This is a genomic window from Pseudomonas palleroniana, from assembly GCF_003031675.1.
In the GTDB taxonomy this organism is placed as follows: Bacteria; Pseudomonadota; Gammaproteobacteria; order Pseudomonadales; family Pseudomonadaceae; genus Aquipseudomonas; species Aquipseudomonas palleroniana.
Window position 1 is genome coordinate 1 of sequence record NZ_PYWX01000068.1, and the last position, 21,048, is coordinate 21,048.

Annotated in this window: 17 protein-coding genes, 1 tRNA gene and 2 pseudogenes; 10 read left to right on the forward strand and 10 right to left on the reverse strand. The window is 58.0% G+C overall.

The features are described from left to right. Window positions 1-70: 70 nt before the first annotated feature. Complete coding sequence (locus C9383_RS23115) at window positions 71-3,226, reverse strand: membrane-targeted effector domain-containing toxin (RefSeq protein WP_143038211.1); 3,156 nt, start codon at window positions 3,224-3,226, stop codon at window positions 71-73. Between the two features lie 260 nt (window positions 3,227-3,486). Here C9383_RS23115 and C9383_RS23120 point away from each other — a divergent pair, with 260 nt between their 5' ends. Continuing rightward, a complete protein-coding gene (locus tag C9383_RS23120; protein WP_060752731.1) occupies window positions 3,487-3,681 on the forward strand; it encodes a hypothetical protein in 195 nt (64 codons plus the stop codon). A gap of 14 nt (window positions 3,682-3,695) precedes the next feature. Here the strand turns inward: C9383_RS23120 and C9383_RS23125 are convergent, their stop codons facing one another. Continuing rightward, entirely contained in the window at window positions 3,696-4,076 is a 381-nt protein-coding gene (locus C9383_RS23125; RefSeq protein WP_090370841.1) for a fe2+ zn2+ uptake regulation protein, read from the reverse strand. 234 nt (window positions 4,077-4,310) lie between these two features. Here C9383_RS23125 and pvdQ point away from each other — a divergent pair, with 234 nt between their 5' ends. Both pvdQ and C9383_RS23135 read left to right on the forward strand, forming a co-directional pair. Beyond that, window positions 4,311-6,590: a bifunctional acylase PvdQ gene (pvdQ, locus tag C9383_RS23130; protein WP_090370843.1), complete on the forward strand. Its 2,280-nt coding sequence runs from the start codon at window positions 4,311-4,313 to the stop codon at window positions 6,588-6,590. A 212-nt stretch (window positions 6,591-6,802) separates the two neighbouring features. Then, window positions 6,803-6,876 (forward strand) — tRNA-Cys (locus C9383_RS23135). Window positions 6,877-7,053: 177 nt separating this feature from the next. Here C9383_RS23135 and C9383_RS23140 read toward each other — a convergent pair. Next, the gene (locus C9383_RS23140; RefSeq protein WP_090370845.1) at window positions 7,054-8,712 is read right to left on the reverse strand and encodes an ATP-dependent nuclease; all 1,659 of its coding nucleotides are present in this window, start codon (window positions 8,710-8,712) and stop codon (window positions 7,054-7,056) included. A gap of 411 nt (window positions 8,713-9,123) precedes the next feature. On the opposite strand from C9383_RS23140, the pseudogene C9383_RS23150 reads away from it, so the two are divergent. The 3 genes and pseudogenes from C9383_RS23150 to C9383_RS23160 all read left to right on the forward strand — a co-directional run. After that, window positions 9,124-9,462, forward strand: a pseudogene (locus C9383_RS23150) (phage late control D family protein); the annotation flags it as partial. After that, a pseudogene (locus tag C9383_RS23155) lies at window positions 9,435-9,947 on the forward strand (glycoside hydrolase family 19 protein); the annotation flags it as partial. The pseudogenes C9383_RS23150 and C9383_RS23155, both read left to right, overlap by 28 nt. After that, complete coding sequence (locus C9383_RS23160) at window positions 9,929-10,492, forward strand: lysis system spanin subunit (protein ID WP_090370849.1); 564 nt, start codon at window positions 9,929-9,931, stop codon at window positions 10,490-10,492. The pseudogene C9383_RS23155 and the gene C9383_RS23160, both read left to right, overlap by 19 nt. On the opposite strand, the gene C9383_RS28055 is transcribed toward C9383_RS23160, so the two are convergent. Then, a complete protein-coding gene (locus C9383_RS28055) occupies window positions 10,479-11,015 on the reverse strand; it encodes a hypothetical protein (protein ID WP_090370852.1) in 537 nt (178 codons plus the stop codon). The two genes, C9383_RS23160 and C9383_RS28055, sit on opposite strands and share 14 nt — an antisense overlap. A 331-nt stretch (window positions 11,016-11,346) precedes the next feature. Between C9383_RS28055 and C9383_RS28230 the strand changes: the two genes are divergently transcribed. Beyond that, window positions 11,347-11,508, forward strand: coding sequence for a hypothetical protein (locus C9383_RS28230; RefSeq protein WP_162843529.1), 162 nt, complete (start codon window positions 11,347-11,349; stop codon window positions 11,506-11,508). Between the two features lie 104 nt (window positions 11,509-11,612). Here the strand turns inward: C9383_RS28230 and C9383_RS23165 are convergent, their stop codons facing one another. Continuing rightward, window positions 11,613-11,951 (reverse strand): YceK/YidQ family lipoprotein, encoded by a 339-nt coding sequence (locus tag C9383_RS23165; RefSeq protein WP_090370854.1) that lies wholly within the window; start codon window positions 11,949-11,951, stop codon window positions 11,613-11,615. A gap of 172 nt (window positions 11,952-12,123) precedes the next feature. Between C9383_RS23165 and C9383_RS23170 the strand changes: the two genes are divergently transcribed. Then, window positions 12,124-12,582 (forward strand): Hsp20 family protein, encoded by a 459-nt coding sequence (locus tag C9383_RS23170; protein ID WP_060752735.1) that lies wholly within the window; start codon window positions 12,124-12,126, stop codon window positions 12,580-12,582. Window positions 12,583-12,666: 84 nt separating this feature from the next. Here the strand turns inward: C9383_RS23170 and C9383_RS23175 are convergent, their stop codons facing one another. Then, window positions 12,667-13,875, reverse strand: coding sequence for a multidrug effflux MFS transporter (locus tag C9383_RS23175; protein ID WP_090370856.1), 1,209 nt, complete (start codon window positions 13,873-13,875; stop codon window positions 12,667-12,669). Window positions 13,876-14,128: 253 nt separating this feature from the next. On the opposite strand from C9383_RS23175, the gene C9383_RS23180 reads away from it, so the two are divergent. Beyond that, window positions 14,129-14,737 carry a LysE family translocator gene (locus C9383_RS23180; RefSeq protein WP_090370858.1) on the forward strand — a complete coding sequence of 203 codons (609 nt, stop codon included), beginning with the start codon at window positions 14,129-14,131 and terminating at the stop codon, window positions 14,735-14,737. Between the two features lie 395 nt (window positions 14,738-15,132). Next, window positions 15,133-16,116, forward strand: a complete 984-nt coding sequence (locus tag C9383_RS23185) for a GlxA family transcriptional regulator (RefSeq protein ID WP_090370862.1) — start codon at window positions 15,133-15,135, stop codon at window positions 16,114-16,116. A gap of 122 nt (window positions 16,117-16,238) precedes the next feature. Here C9383_RS23185 and C9383_RS23190 read toward each other — a convergent pair whose 3' ends face one another. The 4 genes from C9383_RS23190 to C9383_RS23205 are packed head-to-tail and all read right to left on the reverse strand — an operon-like array spanning window position 16,239 to window position 21,040. Further along, a complete protein-coding gene (locus C9383_RS23190) occupies window positions 16,239-17,498 on the reverse strand; it encodes an NAD(P)/FAD-dependent oxidoreductase (RefSeq protein ID WP_090370864.1) in 1,260 nt (419 codons plus the stop codon). A 2-nt stretch (window positions 17,499-17,500) separates the two neighbouring features. Then, the gene (locus tag C9383_RS23195) at window positions 17,501-19,072 is read right to left on the reverse strand and encodes an aldehyde dehydrogenase (NADP(+)) (protein ID WP_090370867.1); all 1,572 of its coding nucleotides are present in this window, start codon (window positions 19,070-19,072) and stop codon (window positions 17,501-17,503) included. A 58-nt stretch (window positions 19,073-19,130) separates the two neighbouring features. Then, entirely contained in the window at window positions 19,131-20,078 is a 948-nt protein-coding gene (locus tag C9383_RS23200; RefSeq protein ID WP_090370869.1) for a dihydrodipicolinate synthase family protein, read from the reverse strand. A 35-nt stretch (window positions 20,079-20,113) separates the two neighbouring features. Next, window positions 20,114-21,040 (reverse strand): 4-hydroxyproline epimerase, encoded by a 927-nt coding sequence (locus C9383_RS23205; RefSeq protein WP_090370871.1) that lies wholly within the window; start codon window positions 21,038-21,040, stop codon window positions 20,114-20,116. Window positions 21,041-21,048 lie beyond the last annotated feature (8 nt).

A 21,048-nucleotide genomic window follows, 5' to 3' on the forward strand; every position in this document is an offset into this window, starting at 1 on the left:
TTTGAAAAGACTGGGCCTGCTACGCAGTCCAACGGGAGCAAGCTCCCTCGCCACGAGGTGTTGGCTGGGTTTAGGGTTTCATGTAGATCTGCAAGTCGCCCGGCACATCCCCCGGTTTCAAGGGCTTCATGGGGTCGGGCAACTGACGGGTGTCTTTGAGGCCGATGGACTTCGCGATGCCGGGGTTGTCGAATACGCCGATACCGATGGCGCCTGTCAACTCGGCCAGGCCCGGAACGCCCTCGGCGGTGTTCATGTGAGAGGCGCCCACCAGGGCAATCCATTTTTCGGTGCCCGAGTTGGCCTGTATGACCTCCGAGGCGTGGTAGTTGAACTCCTGAAGCCGTTGTACAGAGCCGGAACCTGTTGTGGTGGCGCCATAGAGCGCCTTTACGTCCTTGTGCCGCGTCAAATAATAGTGGTCCAGAGGCAAGACCTCGATGCCCTTGCTTTCAAATAGTTTTTTAAGCTCCTCGAATGTCGGGCTGGTGCGCGGCATCTGTTTGCCGAGCATGCCGATGCCGTCGTCCACCAGGCCGTAGGGAGGCAAATCGATCAGGCCTTCGAAATACACCTTTTTTACTTTTTGGCTGACAAGCGTATCAATCTGCTGTGCCAGCAATTTGAAACTGGCCATCTGATCATGCTTCTCCCCAAACACGATCCCATCCGCAGCTTGCAAGGAACGGGTAATCAGCTCGGGTATTTCGACCTCTCCCGCCAGGGACGGCAGCGTCGGGCGCGGCACTGGGTTGAGAGCTATCTCGTCATAAAATTCGAACATGTCATCCACGAATTTTTTGAAGGTTTCATCTTTTCCATCACCTCGAATGAAATGGCCGACCTCCAGTTTGCCTTTCGTGGCTTCCGAGTAGCTGCCTTCGGGCAGCGCCTTGCGGGTAATTTTGGGTCGTTGACGCAGACCACTGTGATGGTAGGGGTGAACGCGGTGTGTGCCTGGGGTGTGGGTGTTGGGGCTGGGCGCCAATGTCTGCAGGGCCGAGAAGTCCTCAAGGGGGGAGCCGTAGGGCTGCATCCTGTCTGCATCGAAGGCATACCATTTACCGTTGAGCAACACGGCACTGCCTTCGACGGTGTGCTCGCCCAATTTAAAGGTCCCGTTGGCGGCTGACTCAAAGTGTTTGCCGGCTTCGAGCAAATCCACGCGGGTGGCGGTGCCGCGCAGTTTTTTAATGCCCTGCGCGGCAGTGCTCAGCCCGCAAGTCAGTAGTTTTCCAGCCCCCACCCAGAGATCGCCGGTGCCGCTCAGAGGGTTGAGTTCACCCAGGGTGGCGGTGCCGAAGATTTTTCCGACCTTGAGCACTTTGCTGACGGCGGAGCCGGTACCTTTCAAAGCTTTGAGTACCTTGCTGCCGGCCCCGAGGCCGGCCGTGACAAGCGCAAAAATATCCAGCGTCAAGTCGAAGGCGCCTGCACCGTAGTGACCGGCGCGGAAGTTGACGATGGCTGACCTGAGCGGCACAAGGTCCAGCAGAAAATCGGCGACGGCTGCTTGCTGCCCTCGCTCTACGTCATAGGAGGTAAGCCCCCGCGCCTGTTGCTCGAGGCCGAGGGCCGCGACGTAAACCTCGGCGATGTGCTGGCTGCGTTCGCTGGAGAAGCTTTTGGGGACACCGGGGCTAATCCTGACGTCCTGTAGCGTTTGCGCATTTTTGCCTTGCGGCTGCACCCGTTCGGCCTGGAACAGGGTGCTGCCGTTTCGGCTACTTTTGAGGTCGTTGAGGTTGGGCCGCTTTGTCAGCAAGCCCTTTTCCGGGTCCAGCGCATAAAGATGGGTTTCTTTATTGCGCGTGACTTTTAGCAGCAGGCGGTTTTTTTGCTCGATCAGTTCAGGGGCATCGAGAAAGCCCGTGCCGATTTTGTAAGTCCCTTCCTTGTAAAACTCGAGCTTTCCTTGTTCAAGGTTTTCCCGATCCTCCAGCGGCAGGTTGGCGATCAGGTATTTGACGAGTGTCTGGTGGAGTTGCTTTTGCGCGTCCAGCGCGGAGTTGAATGCCTGCAGGATGTTTGCGTGTGCGCTCCGGCTGAACGTATTGAAACGCTTGAGCGGCACGTCTTTATCAAAGGTCTGCCATTCTTCGCCAGGGGGCAGTGTGTGTCCCTCCATGATGATGTCGAGCATTGAGCGTGCACCCGGATTGAACTCGCGGTGCTTGATCGACAGTACTCGTTTCTCGAAGACGTCATCCGCCACATCCGGGAAATGCGCCTTTAGCGCGGCCAGGGCCATGGCCTTCCGACTGGGCAGTGCGTCACCCAGTCGGCTGGAGGCAATATGCAGGGCGTCCTGTTGAGCGTTGAAGGCAGTTTGCGCACCGGCTATTTCTTCGCTGTCGTAGTGATCGTCATAGCGCTTGGGAAGGTGACCGTTGCACACCGCCCAATCGATCAGCGCGTTCAGCAGCGTCGTGTCGGCGGGTGGAATCTGCGAGGCGTCGGCATCGATCATGACCTGGGCATAGGTTTTGTGGCGGACCGAGCCGGGGGCTTGGGCTTCCTGTGTGGCCACATTGATGCAGAAGTTGGCCCATGCCTGGCTGCCAAAGACCACCTGAGGGGGAATGTCCTTGACCAGAAATTCGGGCGCCCGGGCTGCCAATATCAGGCGGGCCGCCAACTGGCCCCGGCCTTTTGCGGTCCTGGCTTGCTGTTCCAGATGGTGGGCCAGTTCATTAATCACTTCTGCGGCGGATTTGCCCCAATGGCGCTCGCTTGCAAGGTCGAAATTGGCCACTCTGTTGCGATGGGGCGTGTTGATCGATTCGGGGTCGAGACCAATATGGATCGCCGCCAGCACATAGTCCGCCACACTGGTATCGGTCTCGATGCCGTCAAGTCGGGTCCGGATGGCGTTGCCCAATACCCGCGCCTGGGGCGTCTTGAGCAGGGTTTCCAAAGCCTTGTCCAGGTCGGTTAATGCCTCAGTGGACAACGGCTGTAGGTTCATCAGGTAGTCCAGCGCTCCCGCACGTCCCAGCCGAACGAAGCCGGGCAGGTTGGGCGTATTGTCGGTGACCACGGTTTCAATGGCGCGTTGCTGTTCGATACTCGGTGGAACGGCCCAGGACAAGGCACCGCCGAGATTGCCCAAGGGCGGCAAGGTCGGGCGGCTATCGATTGGAAGACTTTCCGTTGGAAAAGACGTCTGGCCTGTAATGGATTGCGGCAATGCAGGCGGGGAGAACGGCGAAGGGCTTATGAGCATTGGCGTTAACACCTGTGTTCGTACCGGAAAGATGCACCCTCCCTACGTCGATCCCTAGGGTCAGGCACTCTTCTGGGGTGTTGAAAACAGGTGTTTGGGTTCCAGCGCCAGGCGGTTGAGAGTGTAAGAGGCGATCTCGCGGAGCCAAACGTTTACATCGCCTGTAACATAGGCGCTGGCCGACTCACCGATCCATCCCCGTTAACGGATAGATCGCGGCGTTACAAAGCGGACACACTCTCTAGGTTCAGGAACCCGTCATGACCCAAAAGCAACGTTTGAAATATTCCATTCTGATTTCCCTGATCGTACTGGCGACCATGCTTGGCCTGTCTCACCTGCAGAACACTGGGGTTATCAGCGAGAAAACCTTCCAGTACATCGCCATCGCCGTGGCAGTGGTCGTGGTGGTCATCAACGGCATCATGCGGCGCAAGGTCAAGCCTGGCTTCTGATCTCGGGGCGAGATTCAAGCGCGGCCGTCGAGCACTTTGGCAGCCTCTTCATGCAGGCTGTAGCTTTTGTCGGCATTGAGGGTGAGCACGCCCTCGCTGCACAGGCGCTTGAGCACCTCGCGCACGCTGAGAAACGACAGTGGGATGCCCAGCTCGAGCAAATGGCTGTGCACGCCACGTACCCCCAGGGTGCGCTGGTTGTCTGCGGCAGTGAGCAGGGCGTCGATGACTTTCAGCCGGATCAGGCTGGTGCGCAGGCCGAAGCACTTGAGCAAATGGCGAATGCGCTGGTTGCCTTGCTGTTCAGTGGCTTTGCCAAGCGCTTGCGTGCCGGCGCTGAAATGGGCATCGGCAGCCGGTGAGTGTCCGTCCGTGGGCAGTTGCGAGTTGTACATGCAAAAAACTCCTTATCAGAGCCTGATCAGGAAAAATGATGGCGCTCTTAGCCAATAAGACGAACGAGCGACGTAAATCATGAAGCGGCAGATGTAGAAAATTTGTCGGTATCACGTTTGTCACAGGTCAAACGCTGCAAATCACCCAGGCCGTGGCTAAATTGTTCCCGGCGGGATGCGTCCTTAGGGTGGGGAGGTTTCCCGCGTGTTGTTCAATTTGACTGTGGAGCTTGCGTGATTATTTTCAACGGGTGGGTGAGGGTGTGCCTGGCAGGGGCATTGCTGGGGTCGAGTCTTGCTGCATCGGCACGCGAGCCGGTGGCGCAGGCATCCGCAGAAATCCGCCGCACCACCTACGGCGTGCCGCACATCCGCGCCCAAGACGAGCGCGGCCTGGGCTACGGCATCGGCTATGCCTATGCCCAAGACAACCTGTGTCTGTTGGCCAACGAAGTGGTCACCGTGAACGGCGAGCGCGCCAGGTTCTTTGGCCCGGAGCAGGCGACGCTGGAGGAGCGTAACAACCTTGCCAGCGATATCTTTTTCACCTGGCTCAACACCCCTGAGGCGGTTGGCGCGTTCTGGAAGGCGCAGAGCCCGCAGATGCGTCAGCGCATGGAAGGTTATGTCGCGGGTTACAACCGCTATCTGAAAGAGCAGGGCGCACCCGCTCAGTGCCAGGCTGACTGGGTTCGACCGCTGGTGGTGGAGGATCTGGTCAAGCTGACACGCCGACTGCTGGTGGAAGGCGGCGTCGGCCAATTCGCCGAAGCCCTGGTCGGCGCCGCGCCACCTCAAGCCACGGCGCGTGTGCAACCTGGCACAAAAGCCTTTGAGCTGGCCGCGGCCCATCAACAGCGCTTCAACCTTGAACGGGGCAGCAATGCGGTGGCGGTTGGCCGTGACCGTTCGTTCAATGGCCGTGGGATGCTGTTGGCCAACCCGCATTTCCCTTGGGTGGGCGGCATGCGCTTTTATGAGATGCACCTGACCATTCCAGGCCAACTGGATGTGATGGGGGCGGCGCTGCCAGGTTTGCCGGTGATCAATATCGGCTTCAACCAGCATGTGGCGTGGACGCATACGGTCGACACCTCCAAGCATTTCACCCTGTATCGGCTGACGCTCGACCCCAAGGACTCCACGCGTTACCTGCTCGACGGCAAATCCATCCCCCTGGATAAAACCGCGCTGACGGTGCAGGTCAAACAACCCGGCGGTGGCCTCAAGGCGCAGACGCATACGGTCTATAGCTCGCAGTTCGGCCCGGTGGTGCAATGGCCCGGCAAACTGGACTGGGACAGCCGCTACGCGTTCAGCCTGCGCGACGCCAACCTGGGCAATGACCGCGTGTTGCAGCAGTGGTACGCGATGAACCGCGCCGCCAGCCTCCAGGAACTGCAGACCTCGGTGCATAGCCTGCAAGGTATTCCGTGGGTCAACACCCTGGCCGCCGACGACCAGGGCCAGAGCCTGTACATGAACCTGTCGGTGGTGCCCAACGTCAGCGCCGCCAAACTCAAACAGTGCAGCGACCCACGGGCCGGCCTGCAAATGATCCTGCTCGATGGCGCCCACAGCGCCTGCGCCTGGGACATCGACCCGCGCGCGGCCCAGCCCGGCATCTTCGCCGCCGACCAATTGCCGCAATTGCAACGCAGCGACTACGTGCAGCATTCCAATGACTCGGCGTGGCTGGTCAATCCCAAGTCGCCATTGACCGGGTTCTCACCGGTGATCAGCCAGGACAACATCGGCCTCGGCCCACGCGCGCGTTTCGCTGTGCAGCGCCTGCAATCCCTGGAGAAACAGCCGATCAGCGTGAATGACCTGCAAAATATGGTCATGGACAACGAGGTGTACCTCGCCGGCCAAGTGATGCCCGACCTGCTCGAATTCTGCGCCAAACACCTCGGTGCCGACGCCACCGCCTTGCAGCCACTGTGCGCCAGCCTGAAAAACTGGGACCAGCACGCCAACCTCGACAGCGGCCTGGGCCTGGTGCACTTCATCAACCTGGTGGACCACCTGCAGCAAATCCCCGATGCCTGGCGCGTGGCCTTCGACCCAGCCCAACCGCTGACCACGCCGCGTGGCCTGGCCATCGACCGTGCCCCCGTGGCCAAGGTCTTGCGCGAAGCCATGCTCGCGTCGACGGCAGCCGTGAGCAAACTTGGCCTGAGCCGCTGGGGCGACATCCAAGTCAGCGGCCAAATCCCGATGCACGGCGGCCCGCAACACCTGGGCATCTATAACGCCATGCAAACCGTGCCCCGCGCCGACGGCAAACGCGAAGTCATCAGCGGCACCAGCTACCTGCAAATCGTCACCTTCGACGACAAAGGCCCCCAAGCCCTCGGGCTGTTGGCGTTCTCCGAATCCAGCAACCCCACCTCGCCACATGCCAAGGACCAGACCCAAGCCTTCTCCGATAAAAAACTGCGCCCACTGCCATTCACCGACGCCCAGATCAAGGCCGACCCGCAGTATCAGGAGCAACGCATCCAGGAGTAAGACAGCCCCGCAACCCCTTGATGCCAATACGAAATATTTTTGAAATCAAGGGGTTGCAGGCAAAAGCAAATGAGTACATAATGGCGCCCATCGAACGCAAAGAGGCATTAAAAACCTCAATGTATTCAATGAGTTAGAGTAGAGGCAGGGTTTTATAGCCCACTCAAGTTTATATGCGGTGAGTGCCAGTGGTAAGGGCATTGATCGTTTGAGGCCGAGTAGCAAAATGGTTATGCAGCGGATTGCAAATCCGCCTACGCCGGTTCGATTCCGACCTCGGCCTCCACTCTTAAAGCCCCGTAGATCAATGGTCTACGGGGTTTTTTAATGCTTAAGATTTAAGAACCGTTCCGCAACTTTTAGGATGTGTTCCGCAACGCTGTGCCATTTTCTCACCAAGGCCAGTCGTCGCAGGTTCTCCGCAGTACTGCCCCTGTGCAAAGAGGGGCAGTACTGGAGATAATCAGCGATTCCAGATACGGATTTTGGCTACTAGCTCTGTGAGCTCTTTTTCGAGTTCAGGTCGGAAGGCGAGATTATCTTTTGTTAAATGTTCTGCATATGCGAAGGCTTTGCTGTGCTTGTTGGTGTAGTCTTTTGCGCGTGATATTCCATTTGTGATGAGATAATCCTGAATGGAATCGTACTCCCCGATCTGTGGTAGTTCAGTGCGATCGTGGACCGCTTCAAATGATTCCTTTGGTATATAATTTTCAATCTCTTTACATCGAGTTACCCATACCATTGCACGAGTACCCGCGACTTCATTGATCAGTTGAGAAACTCTTGGTTTTAATGTGCCGTTGGGTGCTCTGCGGTCACTATCACAGACGAATGCAAAATTACGGTTGATCTTGAAAGCGCTGACTGCCTCTCTTATTTCGGTCTCAGTGGGACTGGCGTTGATATTCGCTAAAACACTTCCGCCATAGAATACAAATTGAAAGTGGCGTCCTTCGCTTAATTCGCCATTACTCCATATTTCGATCCATTTTTTTATAAATACTCTGTCCGAAGGGCCTTCTACCCATATCAGACCGTTGGCTTGCAATAGATCGCTTGCCCGCACTCCGAGATCATCAAGAACTCCATGTCCACCCACATCTCCGTTATAAAGGGTGCCGGTAACGCCGTCGTTGCCTCGTGTTACATGCAAGATCTGCGACTGTTCAGAGTCACCAAATATATCAATGGCAACGTTTGAGTGTGTGGTTAGGAATATATGGCATTCATTGGTGATTGCGAACTCTTCCAAATAAATGAACAGGTTTCTTTGTAAGGCTGGGTGTAGGTTGTTTTCCAACTCTTCTAGTGAAAATATATATTTTTGAACTGGCTTTTTTTCGAAGTCAGGGCGAATCAATAGGTTTAAAAGCGTGAGTATCACGGTTTTAAGCCCGCTTCCAGAAGCTGATAAGGCGATGGCGCCTTTACTTTTCTCTCCGAGAAATATTTCCCATTTTTCATTTTCTGAATGATAGCGAGTAGTTATTTCGTTGAATTCTATGTCTGGTGAGAATATTTTATTAAGCGCATTAAGTAGCTTTACTTGGATGAATGATCTATCAAATTCAACATGTTGGAGGTATTTGTGGATTGTCTCCGTTGCACCATTGCCATTGCTCGATATCAACATTTCAGATGTGATTTTTTCTGGCGTTATGTCACGGTCGGCGTCCAGTCTTACATGTGTGTATAACCGTAGTTCTGAACTTGGATGGGTGGATGTTAGGTGCTGTATCTCGGGGTCAGACGCCGGGACACTTACGTTGACAACCTCCATTTTACTCTTGGATACTTCTTTCCAAGTTAACGTGGCGTCTACGAATTTCTTTCCGTGATCCAGCCAATGATTACCTCCTAATGATCCTCCGCTCGTATTTTTAGGAAATAAGCTCATTAGGGTTCGTTCGTCGAGTGCTTCCGAAATTTCAATGCAAGTATTGATGTTTGCTTTGTTTATATAGTTTACACACAAATAATCCAGGGCGTGTAGTAATGCTGACTTTCCTATGTTGTTGCGCCCCACAATAACGTTTATAGGCTTGATTGTGTGGAGACCCGCGCCCGATGAGCCAAAACTTTTATAGTTCTTAAGATGAAATCCCGTATTTATAGTCATGCTATGCCGCCCTGGCCTATGGTGTGTGGTGCTGAAGTTTCGCTATAGCGTACCCGTTCTTTTACTTTTGTTAAAGTTTTGGGTTGGGTTTGTTCTGGGGCTAGAGGGTAGCTAAGGAAAACTTTGACTTTACAGACGTTATGTAACCTCTTATTTAGTTGGACTCACTATCTCACCAACACGTTGATAGACTTTCTTTGTTATTTCTTCGGTGGAGTGTCCAAGCAGCCTGCTAGCGTGCGCCAGCTCAATCTCGCTGGCTGCTTTCGGGCGAATGTCCTTGAACTGAAACTGGCGAATCAGCACTGCCAAAAAAGAGCCTCCGTCAGCGGCGGCTTTAATCGCGGCCTTCTCGCGGGCATGGTCCCAACGATTGCGCAGCATCTGCTGGCTCATCCTAAGGCCGGATGTGTTGGGGATCGCAATTCGCACAACGTCGTGTCGACCAAGCACCAGAATAAAAAGGACGGCAAGTTAAGTGTGGTCACCATCGACAATTGTGACGCCCCGGACGGCTTGCCAGCGGTGCACACTTATCGGCACATCTACCCGAACAAGACCGCTGCTGAATCAGCAGCCAAAGCACGTTTAGCGGCGTTTAATCGCTCGACCGCCGACGTGCGTCTGGAGATGCCCGGCCGGACAGACATCTTTGCCGAGCGGTCAATCAACGCCCAGGGGTTCAAGGTCGGCCTCGATGGTGAGTACCTAGTGGACTCGGTCGAGCGGGCGTTTTTGTATCTGCGCTGAACGCCGCAATGGCGCATCGACAGATCAATACACCGAAACGCCAGGCTGCTTTCCTGGCGCAGCTTGGTCACGAGTCGGGTCAGCTGCAGTACGTCCGCGAGCTGGGCGGAGATCGATACCTGAGCAAATACGATACCGGCAATCTGGCTGCCAAGCTTGGTAATACCCCAGGTGCAGATGGTGGTGGTCAACGCTATCGCGGCCGAGGATTGATCTAGGTTACCGGGCACGATAACTACCTGCGCTGCAGCCTGGCACTGTTCGGCGATGAGCGATTACTGCGCACCCCCGATCTGCTCGAACAGCCGCAATGGGCGGCAGAGTCGGCTGCTTGGTTCTGGTCTGTAAACGGGCTAAATGCACTCGCGGATCAGGACCAGTTCGACACCATCGCTCGCCGGATCAATGGCGGCCTTAATGGCCTGGATGACCGGTTGCAATTGTGGACCAGGGCGAGGGCGGTTTTATGCGTCTCTTCGATCTGATCCCTGCGCAGTTCCGTATCGCCGCTATCAACTTGCTGTTAGTGGTGGTAGTCACAGGATCTGCAGTATTGGCCTGGACTGCTCAGGACTGGCATTATGGCCGCGTGCTAGAGCGGCAAGCCCGGCTGCAGGCGGACACACTGAACGAAATATCCCAAGCGTCTGCTGCTCTGCAACGTACCGAGCAGGACAAGCGACTTGCCCTGGAGCTCCGCCTGAAGAACAAAGACGAAACGCACTACAAGGAATTGGCCGATGAGCAATCCAAGCAGGCTCGCCTGCGTAATCGCCTGGCTACTGCTGATCTGCGGCTGTCAGTCGTACTCGCCGCCACCGAAACCACCGGCAGCAGTGCAATGCCAACCACCACCGCCACCGGGCGCGTGCTTCATGGCACCACAAGAGCCCAACTTGACCCAGTGCATGCTCAACGAATTATCGGAATCACCGATGCCGGCGACCAAGGATTGATTGCGCTTAAAGCTTGCCAAGCTTATGTTATCGACGATAACTCTCTAGGATCACCAATGATTACTTTAGTTTAGGACTAAGCTTAATAGGGTTTTTTATATGAGATCTGGTGGTTTGTTCTATTAGCGTGTCTTTTCCAAGAGCGAGCGCGCAATTAGCAAGGGTGAGTGAAAGTATCATTACTATTAATGTCGCGATTTGCTGGCTGTTGATTGTAATAATATCTGTGGTCAGCCCTAATACTAGAACTCCAAGTGCTGCACCTAAACCAGTTCTGGTGATGGTAAGAAGTCCGGTCCCTACTTCTGCAATGTTTTTATGAATAAAGTTGAAGGTGTCAATACTTTTGTCAGAGCTAAACCGTATTCCGTGCTTAATGATGAAAGCTAGGACATAAGGGGCGATAAGATAAGTTGAATATTGAATGAGCGGGCCGATTGCTAGCAGTCCCTCTACAATTTCATTAACATCTTTTTCGGTAGAGCTAAATAACACTGTCGGTACAGTTCCCAATAGAGAGGCTAAAATAAACTCACTTGGAAGTTTTCTTATTAACGCAATCGTGTCCCTTTTGAAATTGCTGGGTTTTTTGTTCATTGGCAAATCCTCTAGGGCGCACGATGAATTGATTCTTTAAAAAAGAATGAGCCGGATGAATGCGTCAACATTCATATCGGCTTGCCGAACCCGCAGACCAATCCTGCAAGCCCGGCCGTGGTCCCTGTCTTGTGCACAAAGCACGGCGAGCCTAGCACCTGTTCATTCATACAGTAAAGGTCTTGCACTCATGTTTATACCTATCATCCCTTGGATGGGCGGCAAACGCCGCCTTTTGCTCCGCCGTTCGTCCAGCGCCCGGCACTCGCTACAACCTGCCGACTCCCATCTTTAAGCGCGGATATCCTGTGCGTTAGAACGGAGAGCCAGCATGGAAATCAACGAGAACGCCCCGGACAATCAGACAGGGCACGATTCGAAGCGCGATGAGGATGGTATTCCATTGCCTCCAGACGATGACGCGCCTCTTGAAGAGGACATGTCGGATGTAGACGCTGCTGATTCAGTGGCGAGCGAGCATCCCGACAACTGAGAATTCGTAATGCATCGAACCCGGCCACCGCGCCGGGTTTTTAATGTCTCGGATCTACCTGTAGTCAGGACAGCCCTAGGCAGGGCTGGAACGCTTGCGTGCGACTATTCGAACCTCGCCTTTTCTATATCACCATGCTTGCTCTGTAGGTAAATCGTATAGGGCAAGAGGAGGGTGTCGGCAATTCCAGACAGCCCCATATCCAGCGCAATTAATGACGCAGATGGGTATCCGTCAAAGCCGGTGCTCCGGCGTGGCGCCGCATCGAGTGTGCAGTAATCAAAAACGGCACCGCTATAAATTCTCGGCACCGAAGCGCAGTGAGATTTCCAACGAGCAAGCTTATTGCTCGCGACCATGTCGTCTCGGAAAGTGGTGTTGACGGTTCCACAGCCTGTAGCGGATAGCGCTGCTATAAGCACTAAAGCTTTTTTGAGATCCATCAGATTGGCTCCTTGCCAGAAAATTTTGAGCTTAACCGAACCTTGCTGGCGCGAATGTAAAAAATTTTTTCAGCCCTCTTGAAATCCTTTTCCGCGCACATAAATTTTCAGCACGCGACGCCGAATGCGGGTCGCGCACTTAATCACTTGGATTTAATCAGGAGATTTCGAGATGGCTACTACCCTTTCGCTGGCCCCTTTGTTCCGTCAATCCGTGGGCTTCGATCGCTTCAATGACCTGTTTGAGTCGGCGCTGCGCAGCGAGGCTCCAAACACCTATCCGCCTCACAACGTGGAAAAGCACGGTGACGACGAATATCGCATTGTCATTGCCGTAGCCGGACTCACTGAAGCGGATCTGGATATCCAGGTCGAGAAGGGCGTCTTGACAGTCGTGGGTGACAAGCGTGAAACCGACAAAGAAGTCACCTATCTGCACCAGGGCATCGCGCAACGGGCATTCCGGTTGTCGTTCCGCCTGGCAGATCACATTGAGGTGCGTGGCGCTTCGATGAACAACGGACTGTTAAGCATCGACTTGCTGCGTGTGGTGCCTGAAGAGGCCAAGCCTAAACGCATCACGATCGGTGGCGGGAAAGAACCCGAACTACGTCAGGTAAGCTTGCAGTAAGTCAGTAGTAATAAAAAGGCGCTCTCAGGAGCGCCTTTTTTTGCTCCGGCGTAACGACGATGCGCTGACCACGTCGACCGCGTATCACGCCAGGCTTTGTACGCTGGCCGCCCGATTGATGCGTTCATTGACAAGCAGCGCAACACCACTCAGCACAATGAAGCTGATCGCCAACGTCATCTGCAGGTCAAACGGGCTGAGGTTGACCAGGGCGCTGATCAAGCCGCCGCCGATGAAAATAATCGTATTACCCGCCGACGCCGAGGCCCCGGCGTTGTCCGGGAACAGCTCCATCGCTCTGGAGGTGGCGGCGGGGCGGGTGATGGTCGTGCCTGCGGTGCAGATCATCATGGGCACCAGTACTGTCAGGGGCGCTAGGCCATAGAGGTTGGCCAACAGCAGCATCGTCAGCCCCGCAAGGAATATCAGGCACAAGCCCGTGCTGATTTGCGTGGCCGATTCCATGCGCTTACTCAGTACGCCGGCGAGCGTGCCGCCCATGACGTAGGCCGCGCCGTAGAGCAGCAGCATCAGCGAGAATTCGTAGTTGCTCATGTGCAACTGTTCAAGGAACACCAGGGGCGAGACCACGATGAACGAGAAGTGGCAGGCAAATACGATGGCGCAGATCAACCAGTACGCAATGAAATTGAAGTGACGGCACAGCTGCCGGTAAGTTTTGAAGATATTGAGATTCGCCCCCGCATTCACGATGGGCGGGTTACGCAGTGACAGACTGGCTTTCACAAACACCACGATGGCAATGGCGGCGAACACGTAGAAGCTGCCCTGCCAGTCCAGCCACTGTTGCAGCACGCTGCCCACCAGCGGCGAGATCGAAATGAAAATCCCGCTGGCCGTCACCATCAGGATGCGCAAGCGGTCGCGCTCCTTACCCACAAACAGGTCTTGCACCAAGGCCTGGGACAACACAAAACAGCCGCAACCTACCGCCTGAACCACACGAAATATCAGGAAGGCTGCATAGTCCGTCGCCCAGACGCAGCCCAAGGCGCCCACAACCGAAACGGCCATTCCGCCCAGCAACAGAGTCTTGCGACCGAGTGCGTCAGACAGCGGGCCGATCAGCAATTGCGAGAGGGAGATGCCGATCGCAAATACACTGACAGACAATGCTATGTCTGAGGGCGTGGTGTTGAAGTGCGTTGACAGTGCCGGGAACGAAGGCAGGAGCACGTCGATCGGGAATACGCCCAGCATGACCATGGTCATGAGGAGCACCACGGCGGCAACTTTGCTGGCCCGGTTCGAGGGATCCGTTGTCTCAGACATCAATCAGTCCCGCCATGCTGAACCATTCCCTGTGTGCTGGCTGAAAAAAACAGTGCGTTTCATCGCGTGGAGTGTCGTCTCAATGCGACAGTCGCAGCTTAGTCAGAGGTACAGCGTTATCAAGATGCCGCAAAAGCCTTGAGTTTCTCAAGAGTGCCAAGGTGTATTCCTGTATCTGCCCATAGCTGTACGGAGCGCCAGGGGCGAGAACCCTCTACTGTCGCAGGCATAACAACCGCCAGGATGCCGCGCCATGTTCATGTCTACCAGCCTGCTGTCTGCCTTCGTGCTGTTCGCTTTCGTGTCCTCGATCACCCCGGGCCCCAACAACACCATGTTGCTGGCGTCGGGGGTGAACTTCGGGTTTCGCCGTTCGATGCCCCATGCCTTGGGGATCAGCATCGGCTTCATGGTGCTGGTGATTTCGGTCGGGCTGGGCCTGGGCGAGGTGTTCAAGCTGTTTCCGTGGGCCTACACGGTGTTGCGCTATGTGGGCGCAACCTACTTGCTGTATCTGGCGTGGAAGATTGCGACTTCCGCGGGGATGTCCGACAGCTGTGATGAGCAGGGCAAGCCCATGACGTTCCTGGCGGCAGCGGCGTTTCAATGGGTCAACCCCAAGGCATGGATCATGGCGTTGGGCGCGATCACCACCTATACGCCGGCCGAGGGTTATATCACCAACGTGCTGGTGATCGCCCTGGTGTTTGCCGTGGTCAACTTGCCCAGCGTGTGTGTCTGGGTGGGCTGTGGCAGCGGCTTGCGCAATGTGTTGCGCGAGCCGCGCTGGTTGCGGTTGTTCAACGGGTTGATGGCTGCGCTGCTGGTGGTGTCGTTGTATCCGATGCTCGCGGGCAGTTGATCGGCTTTAAACCGGGGATATGGTCGCCAGCATGCCGATGCCGATGGTCAGCACCAGAAAGCCGAACAGGAAAAGTGCCATCTTGGTCATAACGCCTCCGAAGGGAAGGGGATGGCAGGAACCTGCCTGCCATGCTCGACAAGGGTGTCGGGAGTGAGGCTATTGTCCGCTCGGAGCCGATTTCGATACAGCGGCAGATGCGAAAGAAAAAACCGTATCAGATCACTCTGGGTGTGCAGCGGCGCGGGCTTGCAAAGGGGCCGTGTTTATAAAGATCAGCCCTGCATTCCACGTTTTCGCCGCTTTGACGCACCAATCCTCTAAGATGTCGCCCACAGCACTCAACAATAACAGTGGGCCGACCCTCGATGGAAAGACGCCAGTTCAGCGGTGGTATGAAAGGCAAGAACCTGCGCTACCTCAATGACTATCCCCAACAGCCGTCGCCGCTCAAGCGCGTCGGCTTTTTGTTGCTTGAACATTTCTCCCTGCCCGCATTCACTCAGGCCCTCGATACGCTGATCACCGCCAACCTGTTGCGGCCCGAGCTGTTTACGACGCGTACCTTCGGCTTCAGCGATGCCGAGGTGATCAGCGACCTGGGCCTGGTGATCCGCCCCGATGCGCCCCTGCACGCGGCGGTATTGCTGGAGCTGGATCTATTGGTGGTGTGTGGTGGTTTTCGCACCGAACTCAAGGCGGGCGATGAGTTGATACAATTGCTGCGTACCGCCGACGAACTCGGTATCGGCCTCGCTGGCCTGTGGAATGGCGCCTGGTTCCTCGGGCGGGCCGGGCTGTTGGACGGTTACCGCTGCGCCATTCACCCGGAACATCGCCCGGCACTGGCGGAGGTGTCCAAGGCCGCCCAGGTCACCAGCGAGCCCTACGTGATCGACCGCGACCGCCTGACGGCTTCCAGCCCATCGGGAGCCTTCCATATGGCGCTCGACTGGATCAAGGAGCTGCATGGCAAGGCGCTGGTCGAAGGGATCGAAGACATCCTGGCCTTTGAAGAGTCGCGTTATCGCCGGATCAAACCCACCGAGAACGTCTGCGTCAGCGCGCCGTTGCGCGAGGTGGTGAAACTGATGGACGCCAACCTGGAAGAACCCCTCGAACTCGACCAACTGGCTGTGTACGCCGGCCGTTCGCGGCGTCAGCTGGAGCGTTTGTTCAAGGAGCAGTTGGGCACCACGCCGCAACGCTATTACATGGAATTGCGCGTGACCGAGGCACGGCGGTTGCTGCAGCACACCGAGTTGTCCCAAGTCGATGTGCTGGTTGCGTGCGGGTTTGTGTCGCCGAGCCATTTCAGCAAGTGCTACAGCGCCTACTTCGGTTATCGGCCGTCGAAAGAGAAGCGACTGGTCAAGTAGCCCGCGCCAACGCCGCCCAGTGTGGGAGATGTCGAGCTTTAGCGAGGCTTCGATAGGGGCGGCACAATCGATAGAGACGTCACCTGACACACCGCCTTCGCAGTCTCGCTGAAGCTCGACTTTTAGAAACGCTCCAACCGGTAGGCTCCCTGAGCCGGTAACCCAGGGTTCAGTGGTTCAGGTTTGAGCAGTTGCACGACCATTTCCGCCGTAACGGCCGCCTGCGTCAGCCCCAGATGCTGATGGCCGAACGCAAGCAGCACCTTGCCATCAGCGACGCGATCAATAATCGGCAAAGAGTCGGGCAAAGACGGCCGAAAGCCCATCCAGGGCGTGGCGCCTTGCGTACTCAGGTCCTGGCGAAACAAGCCCTGGCTCAAGCGATGCAATTGCCAGGCGCGCTGCATATTCGGCGGGCGCAGCAGCCCGGCGAATTCCACCGTGCCTGCCAGGCGCAAGCCGCCGAGCATGGGCGTCATGATGAACTTGCGCTCAAAGGAGGTGACGGCGAACGGCAGGCGGTCTTGTTCATGAGGCAGCATCAGGTGATAGCCGCGCTCGGTGTCCAGCGGGACTTTTTTGCCGGTCAGCGCAGTGGTGAGCCGGGCCGAATGCGCACCGCAGGCAATCAGTACCTGGCGCGCCGTCAGCACGCCCTGGTCCGTCATCAACGAGACGCCATCGGCCTCGACACGCCCATCCACGACGCGCTGCTTGAGAAATTGCACACCCTGGGCCTTGGCGGCCTTGACCAGCTCGCCAACCACGTGAAAAGGGTCGAGAAAGTGGCCGGTGCCTGGAAAAAACAGCGCACCCTGGATGCTATCGCTCAATTGCGGCGCCGCCTGGCGCACCGCATCGCCTGACCAGACCGCCACCGCCACGTTTTGCTGCTGCATTCGCTCGCGCAACGCCTCAATGGCTGCGTGCGACTCGGCGCGTTCATACACCAGCAACGAGCCGTCTGCACGCAGCAGTTGCGCTTGTTCAATCGACTGCAGCAAGCGCTGCCAGGCCCCCAGGCTGGCCTCATTGAGCGCACGGATGCCCGCCACCGTCCGCCGGTAGCTGGCCGGGCGCAGGTTCAGCAGCAGGCGCGCAAACCAGGGCAGGGCGCGCGGCAGGTATTTCCAGTCCAGGCGCAAGGGGCCCATGGGGTCCATCAGCATGGCCGGCAGGCGCTTAAGGATCGAACTATCGGCAATCGGAAACACCTGCTCGGTCGCCAGGTGCCCGGCATTGCCATAAGAGGCGCCCATGCCCGGGTCCTGGGGGTCGACCACCACCACGCGACGGCCCTGACGCGCCAATTGCAGGGCACAGGCGACGCCGATAATGCCGGCGCCGACGACCGTGATATCGACCGTGTTGGAAGCGCCCATGGCTACACCTCTCTCCGGCCGTTGAGCAAGCGCCGCAGCTGCAGCGGATTGGCCTGCTCAAGTGCGTGGGGCAGCAGGCTGTCCGGGAAGTCCTGATAACACACCGGGCGCAGGAAACGCAGGATCGCCGCCGTCCCCACCGAGGTGCTGCGGGCGTCGGAGGTCGCCGGGAACGGGCCACCGTGGACCATGGCGTCGCAGACTTCCACGCCGGTCGGCCAGCCGTTGACCAGCAGGCGCCCGGCTTTGCGTTCAAGCACCGGCAGCAAGGCGCTGGCGCTGGCCAGGTCGGCTGCCTCCAGATGCAGGGTGGCGGTGAGCTGGCCTTCCAGATGCTCGCACACCTGGCGCACTTGCACATCGTCGGCACACACCACCAGCAGGGCGCTGGCCCCGAAGATCTCCGCTTGCAGGTGCTGGTTGGCGAGAAACGCGTCGGCCTGGGTGATGAACAGATGCGCCTGGCCCTGGTTCGGACCGGTGGCCGGCAACCCCCGGGCGACGACCTGTGCATGTTCCGCCAGTGCACTCACACCGGTGGCATAGGCATTGAAAATGCCGGGCGTGAGCATGGTCTGCGCCGTGCAGCCTTGCAGTCGCTCGCTCGCGGCACCGATGAAGCGATCCAGCGCCTCGCCTGCGCGGGCAATCAACAAACCGGGGTTGGTACAAAACTGCCCGGCCCCCTGGGTCAACGACGCCACAAAGCCCTCAGCCAACGTGGATGCGCGGGCTTGCAGCGCTGCGGGGAACAGCAGCACCGGGTTGATCGAGCTCATCTCGGCATACACCGGGATGGGTTCGGGCCGCGCCTGCGCAGCCTGGGTCAAGGCCAGACCGCCGCTGCGCGAGCCGGTAAAGCCGACGGCCTTGATCCGTGCGTCGGTCACCAGCGCGATTCCCACTTCACGGCCCGAACCGTACAGCAGGGAGAACACGCCTGGCGGCAGACCGCAGGCGCTCACCGCCTGGGCCACTGCGCGCCCGACCAACTCGCTGGTGCCCGGGTGTGCGCCGTGGGCCTTGACGATCACCGGGCATCCCGCCGCCAGGGCCGACGCGGTGTCACCGCCGGCCACGGAAAAGGCCAGCGGGAAATTACTCGCACCGAAGACCGCCACCGGTCCGAGCGGCACCTGGCGTTGACGCAGGTCCGCACGCGGCAGCGGTTGTCGCGAAGGCTCAGCGGTATCCACGCGTACGTCCAGCCATTCACCCGCACGCACGGTGCGTGCGAAGGTGCGCAATTGCCCGCAGGTACGGCCGCGCTCACCCTGGATGCGCTGGGGCGGCAGGCCGGTTTCGGCCACGGCGCGTTCGATCAGTTCGTCGCCGAGCGCCTCGATGTGCTCGGCAATGCTTTCGAGAAAGCTCGCACGAACCTCCAGCGAGGTTTCACGAAAGGTGTCGAACGCCGCCCAGGCCAGGGCACAGGCGCGTTCGACGTGCTCGCCACTGCCGCCGTGATAGGCGGGCTCCAGCGGCCTGTCGGTGGCGGGGTTGATGGCCCGGATCGCTTCGCGATTGCCGTAAACGGCGTGCTGTCCGATCAGCATACTGCCCGTCAGAGTCATGGAGTCGTCCTGCAAAAAAGGAAGGGGCCGCCATGACCGTCACGGCGGCGCGAAAGGCTCAGGCGACGTTCTGTTCAGCCGACCAGTTGGCGTACCACTGGCGGAACAGGGCGTACTGGTTTTCGGCATAACGGCGTTGAGCGTCACTGAGTACGTCGGTTTCATTGAAGTGCAGGGCGTATTGCCGCTCGCCGTTGAGGACCATCAGGTGCTTGTAATACAGCACCAGGTCGCAGCCTTCATCGAACGACGACAACACGCCCAGCGCCGCTTCCAGCTCACGGGCCAGGCGTCGAGCCTTGGCGTCGCCCTTGGCGGCTTGTTTGCTCAGTGCGACCAGTTGCAGCACTTCCCGAGGCAGCGCGTTGCCGATGCCGGTGATGGCGCCGGTGGCGTTGCAGTTGACGAAACCGTGGACCACTTGGGTGTCGACACCCACCATCAGGGTCACGTCATCGTCTTTGGAGGTGATGTTTTCCGCCGCATAACGCAGGTCCGCGCCACCGCCGAATTCCTTGAAGCCGATCAGGTTCGGGTGTTCGCGGCGCAGTTCGAAGAACAGGTCGGCGCGGGTGGCGAAACCGTAGTAAGGGCTGTTGTAGATCACCGCTGGCAGGTTCGGCGCCGCCTTGAGGACCGCCGCAAAGTGGGCCTTTTGCGCAGTGGCACTGGCACCACGCGACAGCACCCGGGGAATCACCATCAAACCGTGGGCGCCGACCTTGGCCGCATGGGCTGCGTGGGCCACCGCTTCACGGCTGTTCACTGCGCCGGTGCCGACAATCGTCGGTACCCCGGCCGCCACCAGGCGTGCCACACCTTCCTGGCGTTCGGCTTCGGTGAGCAACGGCCAGTCGCCCATCGAGCCGCAATACACCACGGCGCTCATGCCGATATCGACCAGTTCGCGGCCTTTGGCAACCAGCGCATCGAAATCCGGTTTGCGTTCTGGAGTGCACGGGGTCATCAGGGCGGGGATGCAACCGGTGAAGATATTGTCGCTCATTGTTCTAGCTCCGTTCAGTTGAAGAGGCGGGGGGCTCAGATGCCCCAGGCAAAAGGGTCCTGTGCGTCGATCAGCAAGGTGCTGTCGGCGGTCATATAGGCGCGGCCGGTAATGAAGGGGCGTACGTGTTCGCCGTCCCACTCATAGCGGCCTTCGAATTGGCTGCCGGTGATGCTGGCTTGCACCCAGGTTTCACCCTCGGCGAGTTTTCCATCAGCGGCCAGGCACGCGAGTTTGGCGCTGGTGCCGGTACCGCAAGGCGAGCGGTCGTAAGCGCCGCCGGGGCACATGACGAAGTTGCGGCTGTCGGCCTGGGCGTCATCGGCGAACAGCTCGATATGGTCGATCACGGCACCGTCTGCGCCATAAATGCCCTGGGTGCGCAGCGCCTTGAGCAGCGTCCGGGTGTAGTCACTCAGGACGTCGACGTTATCCATCTGCAGCGTCTGGCCGTGGTCCGACACCAGGAAAAACCAGTTGCCGCCCCAGGCGATATCGCCCTGCACCACGCCATGCCCAGGCACCTGCACCGACACGGCCTGGCGATAACGATAGGCCGGCACGTTGCGCAGGGTCACGGCACCGTCGGCGTGCAGCGTGGCGGCGACCGGGCCGACCGGCGTGTCGATGTGGTGGACGCCGGGGGCGATATCGCCCAGGTGGTACAGCGAGGCCACCAGGCCGATGGTGCCGTGGCCGCACATGCCGAGGTAGCCGGCGTTATTGAAGAAGATCACCCCGCAGGTCGCGCCGGGTGTGATCGGCGCGCAGTACAGCGCGCCGACCAGCACATCATTGCCACGCGGTTCGAGCAGGCAGGCGCGGCGCCACTGGTCGTGATGGGTGCGCAGATAGTCGAGTTTTTCGGCGAGGGTATCGCCGACCAGTTCAGGAAAGCCGTCCATGACCAGGCGTGTGGGTTCGCCGCCGGTGTGGGAGTCGATAACGTGCAACCGTTTCATAAAACGCT

Bases quoted from the DNA above. Each gene is read 5' to 3' on its own strand.
- C9383_RS23195 (WP_090370867.1), bottom strand. From the start codon at position 19,072: ATGACTCTGACGGGCAGTATGCTGATCGGACAGCACGCCGTTTACGGC.
- C9383_RS23200 (WP_090370869.1), bottom strand. From the start codon at position 20,078: ATGAGCGACAATATCTTCACCGGTTGCATCCCCGCCCTGATGACCCCG.
- C9383_RS28055 (WP_090370852.1), bottom strand. From the start codon at position 11,015: ATGAACAAAAAACCCAGCAATTTCAAAAGGGACACGATTGCGTTAATA.
- C9383_RS23180 (WP_090370858.1), top strand. From the start codon at position 14,129: ATGTTCATGTCTACCAGCCTGCTGTCTGCCTTCGTGCTGTTCGCTTTC.
- C9383_RS23125 (WP_090370841.1), bottom strand. From the start codon at position 4,076: ATGTACAACTCGCAACTGCCCACGGACGGACACTCACCGGCTGCCGAT.
- C9383_RS23140 (WP_090370845.1), bottom strand. From the start codon at position 8,712: ATGACTATAAATACGGGATTTCATCTTAAGAACTATAAAAGTTTTGGC.
- C9383_RS23190 (WP_090370864.1), bottom strand. From the start codon at position 17,498: ATGGGCGCTTCCAACACGGTCGATATCACGGTCGTCGGCGCCGGCATT.
- C9383_RS23115 (WP_143038211.1), bottom strand. From the start codon at position 3,226: ATGCTCATAAGCCCTTCGCCGTTCTCCCCGCCTGCATTGCCGCAATCC.
- C9383_RS23185 (WP_090370862.1), top strand. From the start codon at position 15,133: ATGAAAGGCAAGAACCTGCGCTACCTCAATGACTATCCCCAACAGCCG.
- C9383_RS23120 (WP_060752731.1), top strand. From the start codon at position 3,487: ATGACCCAAAAGCAACGTTTGAAATATTCCATTCTGATTTCCCTGATC.
- C9383_RS23170 (WP_060752735.1), top strand. From the start codon at position 12,124: ATGGCTACTACCCTTTCGCTGGCCCCTTTGTTCCGTCAATCCGTGGGC.
- C9383_RS23165 (WP_090370854.1), bottom strand. From the start codon at position 11,951: ATGGATCTCAAAAAAGCTTTAGTGCTTATAGCAGCGCTATCCGCTACA.
- C9383_RS23205 (WP_090370871.1), bottom strand. From the start codon at position 21,040: ATGAAACGGTTGCACGTTATCGACTCCCACACCGGCGGCGAACCCACA.
- C9383_RS23160 (WP_090370849.1), top strand. From the start codon at position 9,929: ATGCGTCTCTTCGATCTGATCCCTGCGCAGTTCCGTATCGCCGCTATC.
- C9383_RS28230 (WP_162843529.1), top strand. From the start codon at position 11,347: ATGGAAATCAACGAGAACGCCCCGGACAATCAGACAGGGCACGATTCG.
- C9383_RS23175 (WP_090370856.1), bottom strand. From the start codon at position 13,875: ATGTCTGAGACAACGGATCCCTCGAACCGGGCCAGCAAAGTTGCCGCC.